General features: G+C 73.6%; 14 protein-coding genes and 1 pseudogene. 12 read left to right on the top strand and 3 right to left on the bottom strand.

Features of this window, described 5'->3' with window-relative positions; genetic code table 11:
- Window positions 1–51 precede the first annotated feature (51 nt).
- The 6 genes from GC157_14185 (at window position 52) to GC157_14160 (ending at window position 7,900) form a co-directional block, all read left to right on the top strand.
- Window positions 52–1,119 (top strand): DNA polymerase III subunit delta, encoded by a 1,068-nt coding sequence (locus tag GC157_14185; protein MBI1378610.1) that lies wholly within the window; start codon window positions 52–54, stop codon window positions 1,117–1,119.
- A 174-nt stretch (window positions 1,120–1,293) separates the two neighbouring features.
- Window positions 1,294–1,566 carry a 30S ribosomal protein S20 gene (locus tag GC157_14180; protein ID MBI1378609.1) on the top strand — a complete coding sequence of 91 codons (273 nt, stop codon included), beginning with the start codon at window positions 1,294–1,296 and terminating at the stop codon, window positions 1,564–1,566.
- A gap of 145 nt (window positions 1,567–1,711) precedes the next feature.
- Entirely contained in the window at window positions 1,712–3,538 is a 1,827-nt protein-coding gene (gene lepA / locus GC157_14175; GenBank protein MBI1378608.1) for an elongation factor 4, read from the top strand.
- 191 nt (window positions 3,539–3,729) lie between these two features.
- The gene (locus GC157_14170; protein ID MBI1378607.1) at window positions 3,730–5,541 is read left to right on the top strand and encodes an AMP-binding protein; all 1,812 of its coding nucleotides are present in this window, start codon (window positions 3,730–3,732) and stop codon (window positions 5,539–5,541) included.
- Between the two features lie 71 nt (window positions 5,542–5,612).
- Window positions 5,613–6,662, top strand: coding sequence for a branched-chain amino acid ABC transporter permease (locus tag GC157_14165; GenBank protein MBI1378606.1), 1,050 nt, complete (start codon window positions 5,613–5,615; stop codon window positions 6,660–6,662).
- Between the two features lie 20 nt (window positions 6,663–6,682).
- Window positions 6,683–7,900, top strand: a complete 1,218-nt coding sequence (locus tag GC157_14160; GenBank protein MBI1378605.1) for a coproporphyrinogen III oxidase — start codon at window positions 6,683–6,685, stop codon at window positions 7,898–7,900.
- Between the two features lie 36 nt (window positions 7,901–7,936).
- On the opposite strand, the gene GC157_14155 is transcribed toward GC157_14160, so the two are convergent.
- From GC157_14155 to GC157_14145, 3 genes and pseudogenes are all read right to left on the bottom strand, one after another.
- A complete protein-coding gene (locus GC157_14155) occupies window positions 7,937–8,377 on the bottom strand; it encodes a DUF4870 domain-containing protein (protein ID MBI1378604.1) in 441 nt (146 codons plus the stop codon).
- 929 nt (window positions 8,378–9,306) lie between these two features.
- A pseudogene (locus GC157_14150) lies at window positions 9,307–9,393 on the bottom strand (RDD family protein).
- Between the two features lie 237 nt (window positions 9,394–9,630).
- A complete protein-coding gene (locus tag GC157_14145) occupies window positions 9,631–10,455 on the bottom strand; it encodes a DUF3097 family protein (protein MBI1378603.1) in 825 nt (274 codons plus the stop codon).
- A 297-nt stretch (window positions 10,456–10,752) separates the two neighbouring features.
- Here GC157_14145 and hrcA point away from each other — a divergent pair, with 297 nt between their 5' ends.
- The 6 genes from hrcA to GC157_14115 all read left to right on the top strand — a co-directional run bounded on the left by hrcA (window position 10,753) and on the right by GC157_14115 (window position 17,555).
- Window positions 10,753–11,775 (top strand): heat-inducible transcriptional repressor HrcA, encoded by a 1,023-nt coding sequence (gene hrcA / locus GC157_14140; protein ID MBI1378602.1) that lies wholly within the window; start codon window positions 10,753–10,755, stop codon window positions 11,773–11,775.
- An 8-nt stretch (window positions 11,776–11,783) separates the two neighbouring features.
- Complete coding sequence (gene dnaJ, locus GC157_14135) at window positions 11,784–12,905, top strand: molecular chaperone DnaJ (GenBank protein MBI1378601.1); 1,122 nt, start codon at window positions 11,784–11,786, stop codon at window positions 12,903–12,905.
- 10 nt (window positions 12,906–12,915) lie between these two features.
- Window positions 12,916–13,995, top strand: a complete 1,080-nt coding sequence (locus tag GC157_14130) for a LacI family DNA-binding transcriptional regulator (protein MBI1378600.1) — start codon at window positions 12,916–12,918, stop codon at window positions 13,993–13,995.
- Between the two features lie 240 nt (window positions 13,996–14,235).
- The gene (locus GC157_14125) at window positions 14,236–16,074 is read left to right on the top strand and encodes an adenylyl cyclase (GenBank protein MBI1378599.1); all 1,839 of its coding nucleotides are present in this window, start codon (window positions 14,236–14,238) and stop codon (window positions 16,072–16,074) included.
- 58 nt (window positions 16,075–16,132) lie between these two features.
- Window positions 16,133–16,891, top strand: a complete 759-nt coding sequence (locus GC157_14120) for a 16S rRNA (uracil(1498)-N(3))-methyltransferase (GenBank protein MBI1378598.1) — start codon at window positions 16,133–16,135, stop codon at window positions 16,889–16,891.
- Window positions 16,892–16,949: 58 nt separating this feature from the next.
- Window positions 16,950–17,555 carry a nitroreductase family protein gene (locus GC157_14115; protein MBI1378597.1) on the top strand — a complete coding sequence of 202 codons (606 nt, stop codon included), beginning with the start codon at window positions 16,950–16,952 and terminating at the stop codon, window positions 17,553–17,555.
- Window positions 17,556–17,558 lie beyond the last annotated feature (3 nt).

Below are 17,558 nucleotides of genomic sequence, written 5' to 3'. Positions count from 1 at the left end.
CCGGCCGGGTCGCCGCCCGCGGTCGGCGGCGCGTGGCATGCTCGGCACGTCATGACGCCCCCTCCCAGCCGCCGCGCACCCTCCCGGCCGGCGAGCGCCGCCACCGATCCCGAGGTGCAGGCCGCCTCGCAGCAGGCCGTGCTGGCCCTCGGCGCGGAGGACTTCCTCGCCGAGCGGGTGGTCTCCGCGGTGCTGGCCGACGCGCGCCGGGCGGATCCGGCGGTGGAGCGTCGCGACGTCGACCTCGCCTCGGACACCGCTCTGGGCACGCTGGTGGAGGCCTGCTCGCCCAACCTGTTCGGCGACGCTGGCGTCGTCATCGCGCGAGGGGCCGAGCAGGCCGACGACGCCGTGGTCGCCGCCCTGGTGGACGCGGCGGCGGAGGGCTCGGTGCGGCTCGTGGTCGTGCACCCCGGCGGGGTCAAGGGCCGCAAGGTGGCGGAGGCGCTGACCAAGGCCGGGTTCCACGTCGCTCCGTGCGAGAAGGCGAAGGGCCGCGCCGTCGACGAGTTCGTCGGGCGCGAGCTGGCCGCCACGGGACGCCGGGCCACTCCGGACGCCGTCGCCGCGCTGCGGCTCGCGATCGGCGACGACCTGCGCTCGCTGGCCGCGGCCTGCGCCCAGCTGGTCAGCGACGTCGAGCACGACCCGGTCACCGCCGAGGCCGTGTCCCTGTACTACGACGGCGTCGCCGACGTGCCCGGCTACCTCGTGTCCGACGCCGTGATCGGGGGCCGCTCGGCCGAGGTCATGCGGCGCAGCCGGTTCGCCCTGGCCAACGACCCCGGCATCGGTCCCGCGCTCACCGCGGCGGTCGCGGGCGGCCTGCGCGGGCTGGCCCGGGTCGCCTCCATGCCGCGGGGGGCCAGCGAGGCCGACGTGGCGCGCGAGGCCGGCGTCCCCCCGTTCAAGGTGCGCACGCTGCGCGAGCAGGCGGGGGCCTGGCACCCCGCGGTGCTGGCCGACGCGCTCGTGGCGCTCGCCGTCGCCGACGCGGCCGTCAAGGGCCGCGAGGTCTCCGGGCGCACGATGAGCCAGGAGGGCCTCGACCGCGACCAGGGGGTCCACGTCCTGGAGCGCACCCTGCTGCGCGTGGTCGCCCGGCGCCGGGGGCGCTGACGGCGCCGTCGGCCCTCGGCCGCGCCGGCCCGCCACGGGCGGCACCCGCGATTTGGCCCGGGACCTGCCCCCCGGGTAACCTGGCGTGTCGCGCAGCGCGTCCCATGCGTCCGCGCGTCCCCCTGACCTGGTACGACCCCCGTACGACCCTGACCCGAAGGCGATTGGCAGACCGTGGCGAACATCAAGTCGCAGATCAAGCGCAACCGCACGAACGAGGCCGCGCGCCTGCGCAACAAGTCGACCAAGTCGGCCCTCAAGACGCACGTGCGCAAGTTCCGCGAGGCCGCGGACGCCGGCGACGTCGCTGCCGCCACCGAGCTGGCCAAGACCGCCTCGCGCGCCCTCGACAAGGCCGCGTCCAAGGGCGTCATCCACAAGAACCAGGCCGCCAACCGCAAGTCGGCGATCGCGGCCAAGGCCGCCGCGCTGCAGGCCGGCGCCTGACCCTGCACGTTCCCTGACGGGCGTCGCACCTGCGGGTGCGGCGCCCGTCGACGTACGCCGGACCCGCACCTCCGTGCGACGATGAGCCGCACGCCGCCCCCACTGCCGAGGACGACCAGACCCCGTGGCCAACCCGAACGCCCCCGTGCCCGGATCGACCGACCCGTCGGTGATCCGGAACTTCTGCATCATCGCCCACATCGACCACGGCAAGTCGACGCTGGCCGACCGCATGCTGCAGATCACCGGGGTGGTCGACGACCGGCAGATGCGCGCGCAGTACCTCGACCGGATGGACATCGAGCGCGAGCGCGGCATCACGATCAAGAGCCAGGCGGTGCGGCTGCCGTTCACCTCGCAGGACGGCACCACCTACGTCCTCAACCTCATCGACACCCCCGGGCACGTGGACTTCACCTACGAGGTCTCGCGCAGCCTCGCGGCCTGCGAGGGGGCGATCCTGCTGGTGGACGCCGCGCAGGGGATCGAGGCGCAGACGCTCGCCAACCTCTACCTCGCGCTCGAGAACGACCTGCAGATCATCCCGGTGCTCAACAAGATCGACCTGCCGGCCGCGCAGCCCGAGAAGCACGCCGCCGAGCTCGCCGGCATCATCGGCTGCGACCCCACGGACGTGCTCGCGGTGAGCGCCAAGACCGGCCAGGGCGTGGCCGAGCTGCTCGAGAGCGTGGTGCGGCTCGTGCCCCCGCCGGTGGGCGACGCCTCGGCCCCCGCGCGGGCGATGATCTTCGACTCCGTCTACGACACCTACCGGGGCGTGGTGACCTACGTCCGGGTGGTCGACGGCCACCTCTCGACCCGCGAGCGCATCGCGATGATGAGCACCGGCGCGGTCCACGACATGCTCGAGGTGGGCGTGATCTCACCGGAGCCGACGGCGTCGGAGGGCATCGGCGTCGGCGAGGTCGGCTACCTCATCACCGGGGTGAAGGACGTCCGGCAGTCACGGGTGGGCGACACCGTCACCGCGGCGCGGCACGGGGCGACCGAGCCGCTCGGCGGCTACCGCGACCCCAAGCCCATGGTGTTCTCGGGCCTGTACCCGCTCGACGGGTCGGACTACCCGGAGCTGCGCGACGCCCTCGACAAGCTCCAGCTCAACGACGCCGCCCTGGTCTACGAGCCGGAGACCTCGGTGGCGCTCGGCTTCGGCTTCCGCTGCGGCTTCCTGGGCCTGCTCCACCTCGAGATCGTGCGCGAGCGGCTCGAGCGCGAGTTCGGCCTCGACCTGATCTCCACCGCGCCCAACGTCGTCTACCGGGTGGTGATGGACGACGGCCGCGAGCTCACCGTCACCAACCCCAGCGAGTTCCCGTCCGGCAAGATCGCCGAGGTGTACGAGCCGGTCGTGCGGGCCACGGTGCTCGCGCCCAGCGAGTACATCGGAGCGATCATGGAGCTGTGCCAGTCGCGGCGCGGCACCCTGCTCGGGATGGACTACCTGTCCGAGGACCGCGTCGAGCTGCGCTACACCCTGCCGCTGGCCGAGATCGTGTTCGACTTCTTCGACGCGCTGAAGTCCAAGACCCGCGGCTACGCCTCGCTCGACTACGAGCCCACCGGCGAGCAGTCCTCGGACCTGGTCAAGGTCGACATCCTGCTCCACGGCGACCCGGTGGACGCCTTCTCGGCCATCGTGCACAAGGACAAGGCGTACGCCTACGGCGTCTCCATGGCGAGCAAGCTCAAGGACCTCATCCCGCGCCAGCAGTTCGAGGTGCCGATCCAGGCGGCCATCGGCGCGCGGGTGATCGCCCGCGAGACCATCCGGGCCATGCGCAAGGACGTGCTCGCCAAGTGCTACGGCGGTGACATCACCCGCAAGCGCAAGCTGCTGGAGAAGCAGAAGGAGGGCAAGAAGCGGATGAAGATGGTCGGGCGGGTCGAGGTCCCGCAGGAGGCCTTCATCGCCGCGCTGTCCACCGACGACTCGGCCGCCAAGGCCAAGTGAGGCCGGCAGGCCCCTTCGGGCGCTGACGCCGGAGCCTGGCGCACGACCCGACTCCGGCGCGGTGGAGCGACTACGCTGCCGGGACCGGTGGACGACCGTGTGCGCCGGCAGGGTGAAGGAGCGGTCCAGTGTCCGACGCAGCCGAGGCCCCCGTCCCGAGCGCGGGCCGCACCACGGTGGGGCCCGAGCCGATGAAGCCGATCGCGCCCTCGCTGGGCGCGCTCTTCTACTCCCGCGTGGCGGCCGACCCGGCCCGCGAGGCGTTCCGGTCGCCGAACCCGGCGGGCGGCTGGGAGTCGTGGAGCTGGGGACGCAGCGGCCAGCGGGTCACCGACCTCGCCGCCGGCCTGCTGGCGCTCGGGCTCCAGCCCGAGCAGCGCGTGGCGATCGCCATGGGCACCCGGGTCGAGTGGATCTTCGCTGACCTCGCGGTGATGTGCGCCGGCGGGGCGACCACCACGGTCTACCCCTCCACGCAGGCGGAGGACGTCGCGTTCATCCTCGACGACTCCGGCTCGCGCTTCGTCGTCGCCGAGGACGCCGGCCAGCTGGCGAAGCTGGTCGCGCAGCGCGCGAGCCTGCCCTCGGTCGAGAAGGTCATCGTGCTCGACACCTCGGGGGTCGACCCGGCGCTGCGCGAGGACGACTGGGTCATCACCTTCGAGGACCTCGCCGCCCGCGGGCGCACCCTGCTGGGCGGCGACGAGCACGCCGTGGCCCGGGCCACGGAGGCCGTGCGCCCCGAGCACCTCTCGACGCTGATCTACACCTCCGGCACCACCGGGCGCCCCAAGGGCGTGGAGCTCACGCACTACAACTGGTGCTACGAGGGCGCCTCGATCGAGGCGCTCGGCCTGCTGCGGCCCGACCAGGTGCAGTTCCTCTGGCTCCCGCTGTCGCACTCCTTCGGCAAGGTGCTGCTCTCGGCCCAGCTCCAGATCGGCTTCACCAGCGCGGTCGACGGCCGGGTCGACAAGATCGTCGACAACCTCGCCGTCATCCGGCCGCACTTCATGGCCGGGGCCCCGCGCATCTTCGAGAAGGTCTACGCGCGCGTCACCCAGTCCACGGCGTCGGAGGGCGGGATCAAGGCGAAGATCTTCGACTGGGCGATCGGCGTCGGGTCCGACGTCGCCGCCCGCGAGGCAGCCGGCCGCGACGTGCCCGTCACGCTCAAGGCGCAGCACGCCGTGGCCGACCGGCTCGTGTTCTCCAAGGTCAAGGAGCGCATGGGCGGGCGGGTCGAGTACTTCGTCTCCGGCAGCGCGGCGCTGTCGAAGGACGTGGGCGGCTGGTTCGCCGCGGTGGGCCTGCCGATCCTCGAGGGCTACGGCCTCACCGAGACCTCCGCCGGCACCATCGTCAACCGGCCGGGCAAGAACGTCGTCGGCACCGTCGGCCGGCCGCTGCCCGGCACCGAGGTCCGCATCGCCGACGACGGCGAGATCCTCGTGCGCGGCGGCGGCGTGATGCGCGGCTACCACAACCTCGCCGACGCCACTGCCGAGATGCTCGTCGGCGACGGCTGGCTCGCCACCGGCGACATCGGCGAGATCGACGACGAGGGCCACGTGCGGATCACCGACCGCAAGAAGGACCTCATCAAGACCTCGGGCGGCAAGTACATCGCCCCGAGCCTCATCGAGTCCCGGTTCAAGGCGCTGTGCCCGATCCTGGGCAACGTCGTCGTGCACGCCAACGGGCGCAACTACGCCACGGCGCTGGTGACGCTCGACCCCGACGTCACCGAGGGCTTCGCCGAGGCCGAGGGGATCGCCGGCGGCATGGAGGATTGGGCCCGCGACCCCAAGGTGGAGAAGACCGTCCGCGACGCCCTGGTCGAGCTCAACAAGGGGCTCAACCGCTGGGAGACGATCAAGGACGTGCGGATCCTGCCCCGTGACCTCTCGATCGAGGCCGGCGAGCTGACCCCGAGCCTGAAGATCAAGCGCAAGGTCGTCGAGACCAACTACGCCGACGTCCTGAACTCGATGTACTCCTAGCCCGTGGCCGGCGCCCGCGTCCCGGCCCCGCACCGGCGCGGGCGCCGTCGTGCAGGACGGATCCCGCACGCGTGACCATCACCACCCCGGAGATCGCCGACTCGCGTCCCGTCCTCGCACTGCGCACCCGGGTCGGCCGCTACCTCGGCGTGCTGCTGCTCGTCGCCCTCGCGGCGTGGCTGGTGTGGAACCTGGTCGCGGCGCCCGAGCAGTGGGTGGCCGTCGCCGTGGCCGGCCTGCGCTCCGGCTCGCTCTACGCGCTCATCGCACTGGGCTACACGCTGGTGTACGGGATCATCGGGCTGATCAACTTCGCCCACGGCGACCTGTTCATGCTCGCCTCGGTGGCCTCCTCCATCCTCCTCGTGCAGCACTTCGGCGCCGACGCTCCCGGGCTGCGCAACTGGCTGCTCGCGCTGGTGGTCATGGCGGTCGTGATGGCGCTGGGCGCGGGGGTGAACGTCACCGCCGAGCGGCTGGTGTTCCGCCGGCTTCGGAGGGCGCCGCGGGTCACCGCCCTCATCGCGGCCGTGGGGCTCAGCTTCGTGTTCCAGTGGCTCGGCCTGCTGCTCAACGGGTCCGGGCAGCGCACGTGGTCGACCGTGGTGCCCAACGACGGCCTGCGGATCGGCCCGGTCTCGATCGCCTGGTCGAGCATCGTCATCACCGGCGCCACGATCCCGCTGCTGCTGGCGTTGTCGTTCGTGGTGCGGCGCACGCGGCGGGGCCTGGCCATGCGGGCCACGTCGCAGGACCACGACGCCGCGCGGCTCATGGGCATCGACGTCGACCGCACGATCGCGTTCACCTTCGCGGTGGGCGGCGCGATGGCCGGCGCCGCGGGCCTGCTGTACTTCGCCACCTTCGGCAACACGAACTACTCCGACGGCTACCAGTTCGGCCTCATCGCGTTCACCGCAGCCGTGCTGGGCGGCGTCGGCAACCTGCCCGGTGCGGTGCTCGGCGGCTACCTCATCGGCGAGATCCAGGCGTTCAACGACGGCCTGCCCTACGGCCTGGGCCAGGGGTGGAGCCAGACCGTGGTGTTCTCCGTGCTCATCCTGGTGATGGTGTTCCGGCCCGAGGGGATCCTGGGCACGCGCGTGCAGGACAACGTCTGAGCGCGGCGTAGGGTCGCGGCGTGCCGTCCCAGCCGCCTCCGGGAGATCCCGCGCCCACGGACGGGTCGCTGCCGGCGGCGGCGCTGGCCGAGCTGGGCTCGCGCCCGTTCCGGCTGTACCTCCACGTGCCGTTCTGCTCCACGCGGTGCGGCTACTGCGACTTCAACACCTACACCGCCGACGAGCTCGGGCCCGGCGTCTCGCGGTCGACGTACGCCGAGCAGGCCGTGGCCGAGGTGCGGCTCGCGCGCCGGGTGCTCGGCGACCGCGACCTGCCGGTCGGGTCCGTCTTCGTCGGCGGCGGCACGCCCACCCTGCTGCCCCCGGCCGACCTCGCTCGGGTGCTCGCGACGGTGCGCGACGAGTTCGGCCTCGCGCCCGGCGCCGAGGTGACCACCGAGGCCAACCCCGACTCGATCGACGCCGAAGGCCTCGCGGCCCTGCGCGAGAGCGGCTTCACGCGCGTGTCGTTCGGGCTGCAGAGCAGCGCGCCGCACGTGCTGGCGGTGCTCGACCGCACGCACACGCCGGGCCGGGCGGTGGCGACCGTGGCCGAGGCGCGGGCGGCCGGGTTCGAGCACGTGAGCGTCGACCTCATCTACGCGACGCCGGGGGAGACCGCGGACGACCTGGCCGTCACGTTGGGCGACGCCGTCGCCAGCGGGGTGGACCACGTGTCGGCGTACTCGCTCATCGTGGAGGACGGCACGCGCCTGGCCGCCCGGATCCGCCGGGGCGAGCTGCCCGACGTCGACGACGACGTCGCGGCCGACCGCTACGTGCAGGTCGACGAGACGCTCTCGGCCGCGGGCCTGGCCTGGTACGAGGTGAGCAACTGGGCGCGGCCCGGCGGCGAGTGCCGGCACAACCTCGGCTACTGGCGGGGCGAGCACTGGTGGGGGATCGGGCCCGGTGCGCACTCGCACGTGGGCGGGGTGCGGTGGTGGAACGTGCGGCACCCCAAGGCGTACGCCGAGCGGCTGCAGTCGGGGGCCAGCCCGGCCCAGGCCCGCGAGCTGCTCGACGCCGAGGACCGGCGGGTCGAGGACGTGCTCCTGCGGGTGCGGCTGCGGGAGGGCCTGCCGCTCGCGCTGCTGCACGACGACGGTCGCGCGGCGGCGAGCCGCGCCGTGCGGGACGGTCTCGCGGAGCCGGCCGCCCTCGACGAGGGCCGGCTCGTGCTCACGCTGCGCGGGCGCCTGCTGGCCGACGCGCTCGTGCGCGACCTCGTCGACTGACCGCGGGCCCGCGCCCGCGGGCCCGGGCCCGCGCCGTCAGCGCAGGAAGGGGATGGCCAGCGGGTAGTGGAACAGCGCACCGCGCCACGAGCGCAGGGCGGCGAGGGCGGCGAAGACCAGGCCGTAGCCGACCGCCACGGCGACCGGCACCACGCCGTCGCCGCGCAGCGCGGCGACGCCGCCGGCCACGACCAGCACGACGTACGTGACCTGGTGGTTGAACGCCTCGCGGGCGTTGCGGTCGACGAACAGGGAGCGCCGTCCGAGCATGGCCATGAGCAGCATGGGCGCCACCACCAGCCCCGCCACCTGGGACAGGTGCGCGAGCATCGAGTAGAGCCGCTCCTCGTGCGGGGTCAGCGGGCCCTCGTCCTCGCCCATCGGGGGTCGGCCGAACGGCGGCGCCCCCGGCGTCGTCTCGTGGTGGGGGCGGGGCGGCGGGTCGCCCGGGGGCAGGTCGCCCTCGCGACGCGTCATCGCCCTCCTTCCCCGGTGCCGGCCGGCGGCCGACGTCCTCCCATGGTGGGGGCGGGGCGCCGATCCCGCATGTGCACATCGCTGGTGACACGGCCGCTACGGGCACCGAGAAGCGGCCGTGTCACCAGTGACATGGGTGAGGGGCGGGACCCTCACGGGTCCCGCCCCTCACCTGCGGACTGCTGGCGACCGACCGCTCAGGCGGCGACCGCCTGGTTGGTCAGCTTCTTGTACGTGAACGCCGTGGCGATCACGACGAGCGGCGCCGCGACGATGATGCCGACGAAGCAGAGGAGGAACCCGATGAAGGTGACCACCGCGGAGACGATGAACAGGATGAACACGTCAGCGAGGTTGTCCTTGACCAGGTTGAAGCTCGCCTTGATGGCGTCGAACGGCGCGAGGTTCTGGTCGAGCAGGAAGTAGAACGTGAACGTCAGGAAGAACGACACCACGAGGGAGCCGATCCCGCAGAACAGGTAGCCGATGGCCGTGAACACCGACACCAGGAAAGCGGTCACGATGATCGGACCGAGCTTGTCGGTGGACAGGATCAGCGCGGTGTCGACGGGACGGCCCTCGGTGATCGCCAGGGCCGCCCGGGCGATGGCTGCCTGGATGAAGCCGTAGACCGTGTAGTAGACGAGCGCGCCGAGGGCCCCGAGCACCAGGGTGATGAAGAACCCGGGCGACGCGGTCGTGACGGTGATGCCGCTGATCGTCTCCGTGGAGGAGAACGCGCGGGTGAGCATGCCGATCACGACGAACCAGATGAACGAGATGATCGCGCCGATCACGAACAGGATCAGCATCGCGATGAGGATCGCGGACAGGTACTGCTGGAACTTGGCCCAGGCGTAAGTGAAGGCGTTGCCGACCGACCACGGCGCGGTGGCGGGGTCGGTGGCGTACGCCGGTGCGGGAGGCATCCCGCCTCCTGCCGGCGGCGGCGGGGGAGGCGGGGGCGGCGGGGTTCCGCCGGCTGCGGGCGGCGGCGGGGGAGGCGGGGGCGGAGGCGGCGGGGTCGACTCGCCACCGGGCGGCGTGGGCTCGCCCTCGGGCGGGAACTGGTCGGTCATGGGGGCGTTCCTCCTCGGACTCGGGCGCGGCCTGCCCGACGCGGCGCGACCTGTGTCGTCACCGTAGCGATCTTGACGCCGCAGTGGGGGGATCTCGCCGGTCGGACGAGAGGACCCGCCCGTACGGAGGAGGCGGGGCGGAGCAGGCGCGCGGGGCCGCGATCCGGGGTGAGGTCAGGCCGTGACCGCGTCGATGAGCTCCTCCACCCGGCCCAGCAGGCTCGGCTCGAGGTCGGCGTACGTCCGCACATGACCCAGCAGCCACCGCCATCCGGACGCGACGTCCTCGGGAGTGCTCGAGGGCCGGCCGAGGGCGGCGAGGACGCCGTTCTTCCACGGCCGCCCCGGCGGCACGACCGGCCACGCCTCGATGCCCAGCACCTGGGGGCGGATCGCCTGCCACACGTCGACGTAGGGGTGGCCGAGCACCGTGATGTGCACGGGGTGGCGGCGCCGGACCTCCTCGGCGATCCGCGTCTCCTTCGACCCGGGCACGAGGTGGTCGAGCAGCACGCCGAGCCGCCGGCCCGGGCCGGGGGCGAAGCCGTCCACGAGCGCGACGAGGTCGTCGGCGCCGTGCAGCGGCTCCACCACCACGCCCTCGACCCGCAGGTCGTGGCCCCACACGCGCTCCACCAGCTCGGCGTCGTGCAGGCCCTCGACCCAGATCCGCGAGCCGCGGGCGGTGCGCGCGCGCAGGTCCGCGACGGCCAAGGAGCCCGACGCCGTGCGTGCCGGGCCGGTGCGTGCCGCCGTCGGCTGCGGCCGCACGAGCGTCACCGGCTCGCCGTCGACGAGGAACGCGGCGGGTCGCAGCGCGAAGGGGCGGCGCGTCCCGTGCCGGTCCTCCAGCACCACGGCCCAGCCGTCGGTGCCCTTCTCCAGGCCCACCACCGCGCCGCAGAAGCCGGACTCGGCGCACTCGGCCACGAGGTCCGGCACGGCCTCGACCTCGGCCACGACGCGGCGGCGCGGGGCGTGCGGGTCGGCCGCGAGCACGTCGCGCCCGTAGCGGTCGCTCATCGGCGGCCTGCCGTGGGTGAGGCTCCGGCGCCGGGGTGACGGCGGGCCCCGGGCCGGCGGCGACGGACGGGCACGGGCTTCCTCCGGGTGGGCGGGACGCGGACCGCTCGACTGTAGGCGGACCCGGCGTCGACCCCCGGCCGCGCCGCGCCGCGGCGGCGGGAGCGCTCGCCGCGTCGTAGACTTGGCACTCGGTCGGCGCGAGTGCCAGGCGGTGCCCCGGCGCCGCGCGCCCGTCCCGTCCCGTCCGTGCGTCGACAGGAGGTGCCGCCCGTGGTGGAGGACCGTCGCCTCGCCGTGCTGCGCGCGATCGTCGAGGACTACGTCGCCACGCACGAGCCGGTCGGGTCGCGCAGCCTGGTGGAGCGCCACGCCCTCGGCGTGAGCCCGGCCACGATCCGCAACGACATGGCCGCCCTCGAGGACGAGGGGCTCATCGCGCAGCCGCACACCAGCGCCGGCCGGGTCCCCACCGACCAGGGCTACCGCGTGTTCGTCGACCGGCTCTCGCAGGTCAAGCCGCTCTCCGCGGCCGAGCGACGGGCGATCGGCTCGTTCCTCGACGGCGCCGTCGACCTCGACGACGTCATGACCCGGTCGGTCCGGCTGCTCGCGCAGCTCACCCGGCAGGTCGCGCTGATCCAGTACCCGTCGCTCACCCGTTCCACGGTGCGACACATCGAGCTCGTCGGCATCGTCCCCACGCGGGTGCTGCTCGTGCTCATCGCCGACACCGGCCGGGTGGAGCAGCGCGTGGTCGAGACCGGCGCGCCGATCGACGACGACCTGCTCGGCCGGCTGCGCACGCGGCTGCTCGACGCCGTCGTGGGGGTGCGGCTCGTCGACGTCGCCGAGCGCGTGGGCGACCTCGCCGACGGCTTCGAGGCCGAGGAGCGCCGCGCGGTGAGCGCGGTCGTCGCGACGCTCATCGAGACCGTCGTCGAGCGGCACGAGGAGCGCGTGATGCTCGCGGGCACCGCCAACCTCGCGACGTTCGACGAGGACTTCAACGGCGCCGTGCGACCCGTCCTCGAGGCGCTCGAGGAGCAGATGGTGCTGCTGCGCCTGCTGGGCGAGAGCCGCTCCAGCGACGCGCTCACGGTGCGCATCGGCCGGGAGAACGAGGTCGAGGGGCTCACCTCCACCTCCGTCGTCACGGTCGGCTACGCGCGCGGCGACGAGGTCGTCGCGCAGCTCGGCGTCGTCGGCCCGACCCGCATGGACTACCCCGGGACGATGGGTTCGGTGCGCGCCGTCGCCCGCTACCTCGGGCGCATCCTCACCGACCAGCAGTAGGGAGCACGGTGGCCACCGACTACTACGGGGTCCTCGGCGTGTCGCGCGACGCGACGTCCGAGGAGATCAAGCGCGCCTACCGGCGGCTCGCGCGCGAGCTGCACCCGGACGTCAACCCGGACCCGGAGACGCAGGACCGCTTCAAGGAGGTCACCGCCGCATACGAGGTGCTCTCCGACCCGGACAAGCGCCAGATGTACGACCTCGGCGGCGACCCGCGCGGTGGCGGCGGCCCGAGCGGGTTCGGCCAGGGCTTCGGCTTCGGCGACATCATGGACGCGTTCTTCGGCACCCAGTCCCGCGGCCCGCGCCCGCGCGCGGCGCGGGGCAAGGACGCGCTGATCCGCCTCCAGGTGACCCTGGCCGAGGCGACGTTCGGGGCGACCCGCGAGCTCACCGTCGACACCGCGGTGGTGTGCGGGGTGTGCTCCGGTGCAGGCACCGCGGAGGGCACCGAGCCGGTCCCGTGCTCGATGTGCCACGGTCGCGGCGAGGTACAGTCCGTGCAGCGCTCGTTCCTCGGCCAGGTGATGACCTCGCGCCCGTGCCCGCAGTGCCAGGGCTACGGCAACCTGATCCCGCACCCCTGCCCGGAGTGCTCGGGCGAGGGCCGGGTGCGCACCCGCCGCACGCTCACGGTGAAGGTGCCGCCCGGCGTCGACACCGGCACCCGCATCCAGCTGTCCGGCGAGGGGGAGGTCGGGCCCGGCGGCGGCCCCGCCGGCGACCTCTACCTCGAGGTGGTGGAGGCCCCGCACGAGGTCTTCACGCGGCAGGGCGACGACCTGCACTGCACGGTCTCGCTGCCCATGACGGCGGCGGCGCTGGGCACCACGATCGAGCTCGAGTCGCTCGACGGCGCCGAGTCGCTCGACGTGCGCCCGGGCACGCAGTCCGGCCACGTCATCACCCTGCGCCAGAAGGGGGTCGCGCACCTGCGCGGCGCCGGCCGCGGCGACCTCCACGTGCACGTCGACGTCGTGACGCCGACCAAGCTCGACGAGCGCCAGACCGAGCTGCTGCGCGAGCTGGCGGCCCTGCGCGACGAGGAGCGCCCCGCCGGGGCGGTCCAGTCCAACGCGAGCCACGGCGGCCTGTTCTCGCGCCTCAAGGACGCCTTCAACTCCTGACCGGGTGCCGATGCAGCAGACTCCTGGCGTGCAGCGGCGAGACGCGGCGAGCGGGCGACCCAACCTCGAGCAGGTGGCGGCGCTCGCAGGCGTGTCCCGGGCGACCGTGTCGCGCGTGGTCAACGGGCTGCCGAGCGTCGACGCGGAGCTGCGCGCCCGGGTCGAGGCCGCCGTGACGCAGCTGGGCTACACGCCCAACCATGCCGCCCGCTCGCTCGTGACCCGCCGCACCGACACGGTCGCCCTCGTGGTGGCCGAGCCGGACCACCGCGTGTTCGGCGACCCGTTCTTCAGCGGCATCGTCCGCGGCATCAACCAGGAGTGCCAGGCCGCAGGCCTGCACATGCTGCTGCTGATGGCGCAGTCCACGTCCGACCGCGGACGCGTCGACCGCTACCTCGCCACGGCACCGATCGACGGGGTCCTGCTCATCTCCGAGCACGCCCAGGACGATCCGTGGCCGCGGTCGTTCCGTCGACGCGGCGTGCCGTTCGTCGTCGGCGGCCGGCCCGTCGTGCCCGACGAGGAGATCCGGTACGTCGACAACGACAACGTCGCGGGGGCCACCCTCGCGGTCCGCCACCTGCTGGCGTCCGGTCGCAGCGTGGTCGGCACGGTCACCGGGCCGCAGGACATGAGCGCGGGCATCGACCGCCTCGCGGGATACCGAGCCGGCCTGGGGCGCCGGTTCCGTGCCTCCCGGGTCGAGCACGGCGACTTCACCACGGCCGGGGGCGAGGCCGCGACGCGGCGGCTGCTCGACCGGGTCCCGGACCTCGACGCGGTGTTCGCCGCCTCGGACCTGATGGCGCTCGGTGCGCTGCGAGCCCTGGCCGCCGCCGGACGCCGGGTGCCCGACGACGTCGCCGTCGTCGGCTTCGACGACATCGACGCGGCCGCCGTGTCCACTCCGGCGCTCACGACCGTGCGCCAGGAGACCGTGCTCCAGGGCCGCGCCATGGTGCGGATGCTGGTCGCCCACGAGCGGCCCGAGCTGCTGCTGGACCCTGTTCCCGGGCTCGAGGACGTCGACCTGCTCGGTGGGGCGGTCGTGCTGCCGGTAGGCCTCGTCGTGCGGGAGTCCGCCTGACGGTGGCGCCGGGCGTCCCATCGGGGCGGGATCGGCGACATCTGTTGACCGCTCCGCGCAGGGCCAGTAGAAAGGCGGGGCCCCGCCCCCGCCGCGACGACGCCGCGGGCGGCTCGGCGCCCGGGGTGCAGGCCCGCTGCACCCACGTCCGAGAGCTCCCCGCTCACGTGAGCTCTTCCGAGAGGCAGGTCCGTGCAGATGGTTGTGCAGCTCCGTCGAGAGAGCGCTCTCTCGGCTCCCGTGCCCGTCCCCGTCACGCGCCGCCGACGGTGGCGCCGGGCCGCCCTCGCGGCCCTGGCCGCAGCCACCGTGGCGCTCGGCGGTGTGGCCGCGGTCGGCCCAGCGGCCGCCGTGCCGGCCGGCGACCCCGACCTCGGCCCGAACGTGCTGGTGTTCGACCCGTCGATGCCGGTGAGCGACATCCAGGCCCGGGTGGACGCCGTCGCCGCGCAGCAGGTCACCAACCAGTTCGGCGAGCAGCGGTACTCGCTGCTGTTCAAGCCGGGCACCTACGGCACGGTCGACCAGCCGCTGGTCATCCAGGTCGGCTACTACACCGAGGTGGCCGGGCTCGGCCTGAGCCCGACCGACGTCGTCATCAACGGCCACGTGGACGTCTACAACCAGTGCGACAACGGCTACTGCGTGGCGCTCAACAACTTCTGGCGCTCGATGTCGAACCTCACCATCAACGTGATGGGGCAGTCCGGCTGCTACGCGTCCGGGGACTTCTGGGCGGCGTCGCAGGCTGCGCCGGTCCGTCGCGTGAACATCGAGGGCGGCAACCTCACGTTCATGGACTACTGCAGCGGCCCGTCGTTCGCGAGCGGCGGGTTCATGGCCGACTCCCGCACCGGATTCGTCATCAACGGCTCGCAGCAGCAGTACTACGTGCGCGACAGCGAGATCGGCGGATGGAGCAACGGCGTCTGGAACCAGGTGTTCTCGGGCGTCACCGGCGCTCCCGGCACCTGCTTCCCCGCCGACGCCTCGTGCGGCGGTCCGTACACCACGCTGAGCACGACCCCGGTGAGTCGCGAGAAGCCGTTCCTCTACGTCGCGGACGACGGATCGTGGAACGTCTTCGTGCCGGCGGTCCGCCACGACTCCTCCGGGACGACCTGGGCGTCCGGGTCGCAGGCCGGCACCTCCCTGCCGCTGTCGAGCTTCTACGTCGCCGCGCCGGGCGACTCGGTGGCCGCGATCAACCGGGCCCTGCGCAGCGGCCGGAACCTGCTGTTCGAGCCCGGGGTCTACTCGGTCGACCGCACCATCAAGGTCGAGCGCGCCGGCACCGTGGTGCTCGGCATGGGCATGGCCACGCTGACCTCGGCCCGCGGAGCCACCGTCCTGCGGACCGAGGCGCCGTCGGTGACGGTCGCCGGTCTCATGATCGACGCCGGTCCGCGCAACGCCTCGGCCCTCATGGTGGTGGGGGACGACGACTCGGAGTCGCCCGCCCAGGCCGCGGTCCCGACCGCGCTCCAGGACGTCTTCTTCCGCATCGGCGGCCCGCACGCGGGCAAGGCGTCGAAGAGCCTCGTGGTGAACGCCGACCACACGCTGCTCGACGACGTGTGGGCCTGGCGGGCCGATCACGGATCGGGGGTCGGCTGGACGAGCAACACGGCCGACACGGGGCTCGTGGTCAACGGCGACGACGTCCAGGCCACCGGGCTCTTCGTGGAGCACTACCAGAAGACGGAGGTCGTCTGGAACGGTGAGCGCGGCCGGACGATCTTCTTCCAGAACGAGATGCCCTACGACGTGCCGGACCAGCGCTCGTGGCGCCACGGCGGGTCGGACGGGTATGCGGCCTACCAGGTGGGCGGCTCGGTCGAGAGCCACGAGGCATGGGGGCTCGGGAGCTACTCGTTCTTCAACGTCGGCCCCGACATCCACGCCTCCAGGGCCTTCCAGGCGCCGTCGGGTCCAGGCATCGCGATGCACGACATGCTCACGATCTTCCTCGACGCCGTGAACGGGCACGGGGCGATCGACCACGTGATCAACGACGTCGGCGGCTCGTCGTCGATCGCCAACCCGGACGTCCCGGTCACGGTCGTCAGCTTCCCCTGACCTGACACCGGGTCCGGCAGGGCCAGGACACGGCGCGGTCACCCGCCATGATGGGCGGGTGACCGCGCCGTTCTTCCTCGTGCCGCCGGCGTCCCTCGTCGGGGACGTCGGCGCTCTGGTGACCCTCGAGGGCCCGGAGGGCCGGCACGCGGCGACCGTCAAGCGCCTCGGAGTCGGGGAGGCGGTGCTGCTCGGCGACGGCCGTGGCCGCGTCGTCGGCGGGCTCGTCGCCGCTGTGCCCGGGCGCGACCGCCTCGAGGTGACGGTCACCTCCTGCACGGACCACCCCGTCCCGGCGCCGAGGCTCGTCGTCGTCCAGGCGATCGCCAAGGGGGAGCGGGGCGAGCTGTCGGTCGAGCTGATGACCGAGGTGGGTGTCGACGCCGTGGTGCCGTGGGCCGCGTCGCGCTCGGTCGCCCAGTGGCGCGGCGAGAAGGTGGCGCGCGGGCTGGAGCGCTGGCGGGCGACCGCGCGCGAGGCGGCCAAGCAGTCGCGCCGGCCGTGGGTGCCCGACGTGCTCGACGTCGCGGGCACCGGCGACGTGGCGGCGCTCGTGGCCGCGACGGTGCAAGCCGGGGGCACGGCGCTCGTGCTCCACGAGGAGGCGGCGGAGCGGCTCTCAACGCTGCGGCCGTCGGCCGAGGGCGACGTGCTCCTGGTCGTCGGGCCCGAGGGCGGCCTCACCGACGACGAGGTGGCGCGGTTCGCCTCCGCGGGCGCCGTCGCGGTGCGGCTCGGGCCGTCGGTGCTGCGCACCTCGACGGCCGGCGCCGTGGCCGCCGCGGTGCTGCTCGCGGCGTCGGGCCGCTGGGACTGAGGGCCGGCCGGCCGCCGACGTCCTAGCCTGACCGGGTCGACCGACGAGGAGGGACGCGATGGAGCTGTGGGAGACGCTGCGCCGACGACGGATGGTGCGGGCCTTCCGGCCGGACACGGTGCCGCGGGACGCCCTCGACCGCGTGCTGGCCAGCGTGCTGCACGCGCCGTCCGCGGGCTTCACGCAGGGCAACGAGTACCTCGTGCTCGACGATCCCGAGGCGGTCGCCTGGTTCTGGACCGCCACCGACGACCCGGACGACCCCATGGACGACGAGGACCGGTCCCGGCTCGCGCCGGTGGTCGTCGTCCCGCTGGCGCACAAGGCCGCCTACCTGGCGCGCTACTCCCTGCCGGACAAGGAGCCGCACGGGCTCGGCGACGAGCAGCGGTGGCCGGTGCCCTTCTGGTACGTCGACGCCGGCATGGCCTCGATGTGCATGCTGCTCGCGGCGGTCGAGGAGGGACTCGGGGCCTGGTTCTTCGGCGTGGCCCACGGCGAGGAGGAGGTGCTGCGCAGGTTCGGCGTGCCGGAGGGGCTGCGGCCCGCCGGCTACATCGCGCTGGGCCTCGCGGCCGACGCCGACCCGCTGTCGCAGACGTCCTCCGCGCGCACGCGCCGCCGGCGCCCGGTCGACGAGCTCGTGCACCGGAACGGGTGGTGACCC

It is taken from the genome of Frankiales bacterium (assembly GCA_016125335.1).
Lineage (GTDB): Bacteria > Actinomycetota > Actinomycetes > S36-B12 > CAIYMF01 > Longivirga.
Note: the sequence above shows the minus strand (reverse complement) of the source record. Positions and strands in the feature narration are given on the sequence as shown.

Bases quoted from the DNA above. Each gene is read 5' to 3' on its own strand.
- GC157_14130 (MBI1378600.1), top strand. From the start codon at position 12,916: ATGCAGCAGACTCCTGGCGTGCAGCGGCGAGACGCGGCGAGCGGGCGA.
- GC157_14155 (MBI1378604.1), bottom strand. From the start codon at position 8,377: ATGACGCGTCGCGAGGGCGACCTGCCCCCGGGCGACCCGCCGCCCCGC.
- GC157_14170 (MBI1378607.1), top strand. From the start codon at position 3,730: ATGAAGCCGATCGCGCCCTCGCTGGGCGCGCTCTTCTACTCCCGCGTG.
- GC157_14115 (MBI1378597.1), top strand. From the start codon at position 16,950: ATGGAGCTGTGGGAGACGCTGCGCCGACGACGGATGGTGCGGGCCTTC.
- GC157_14185 (MBI1378610.1), top strand. From the start codon at position 52: ATGACGCCCCCTCCCAGCCGCCGCGCACCCTCCCGGCCGGCGAGCGCC.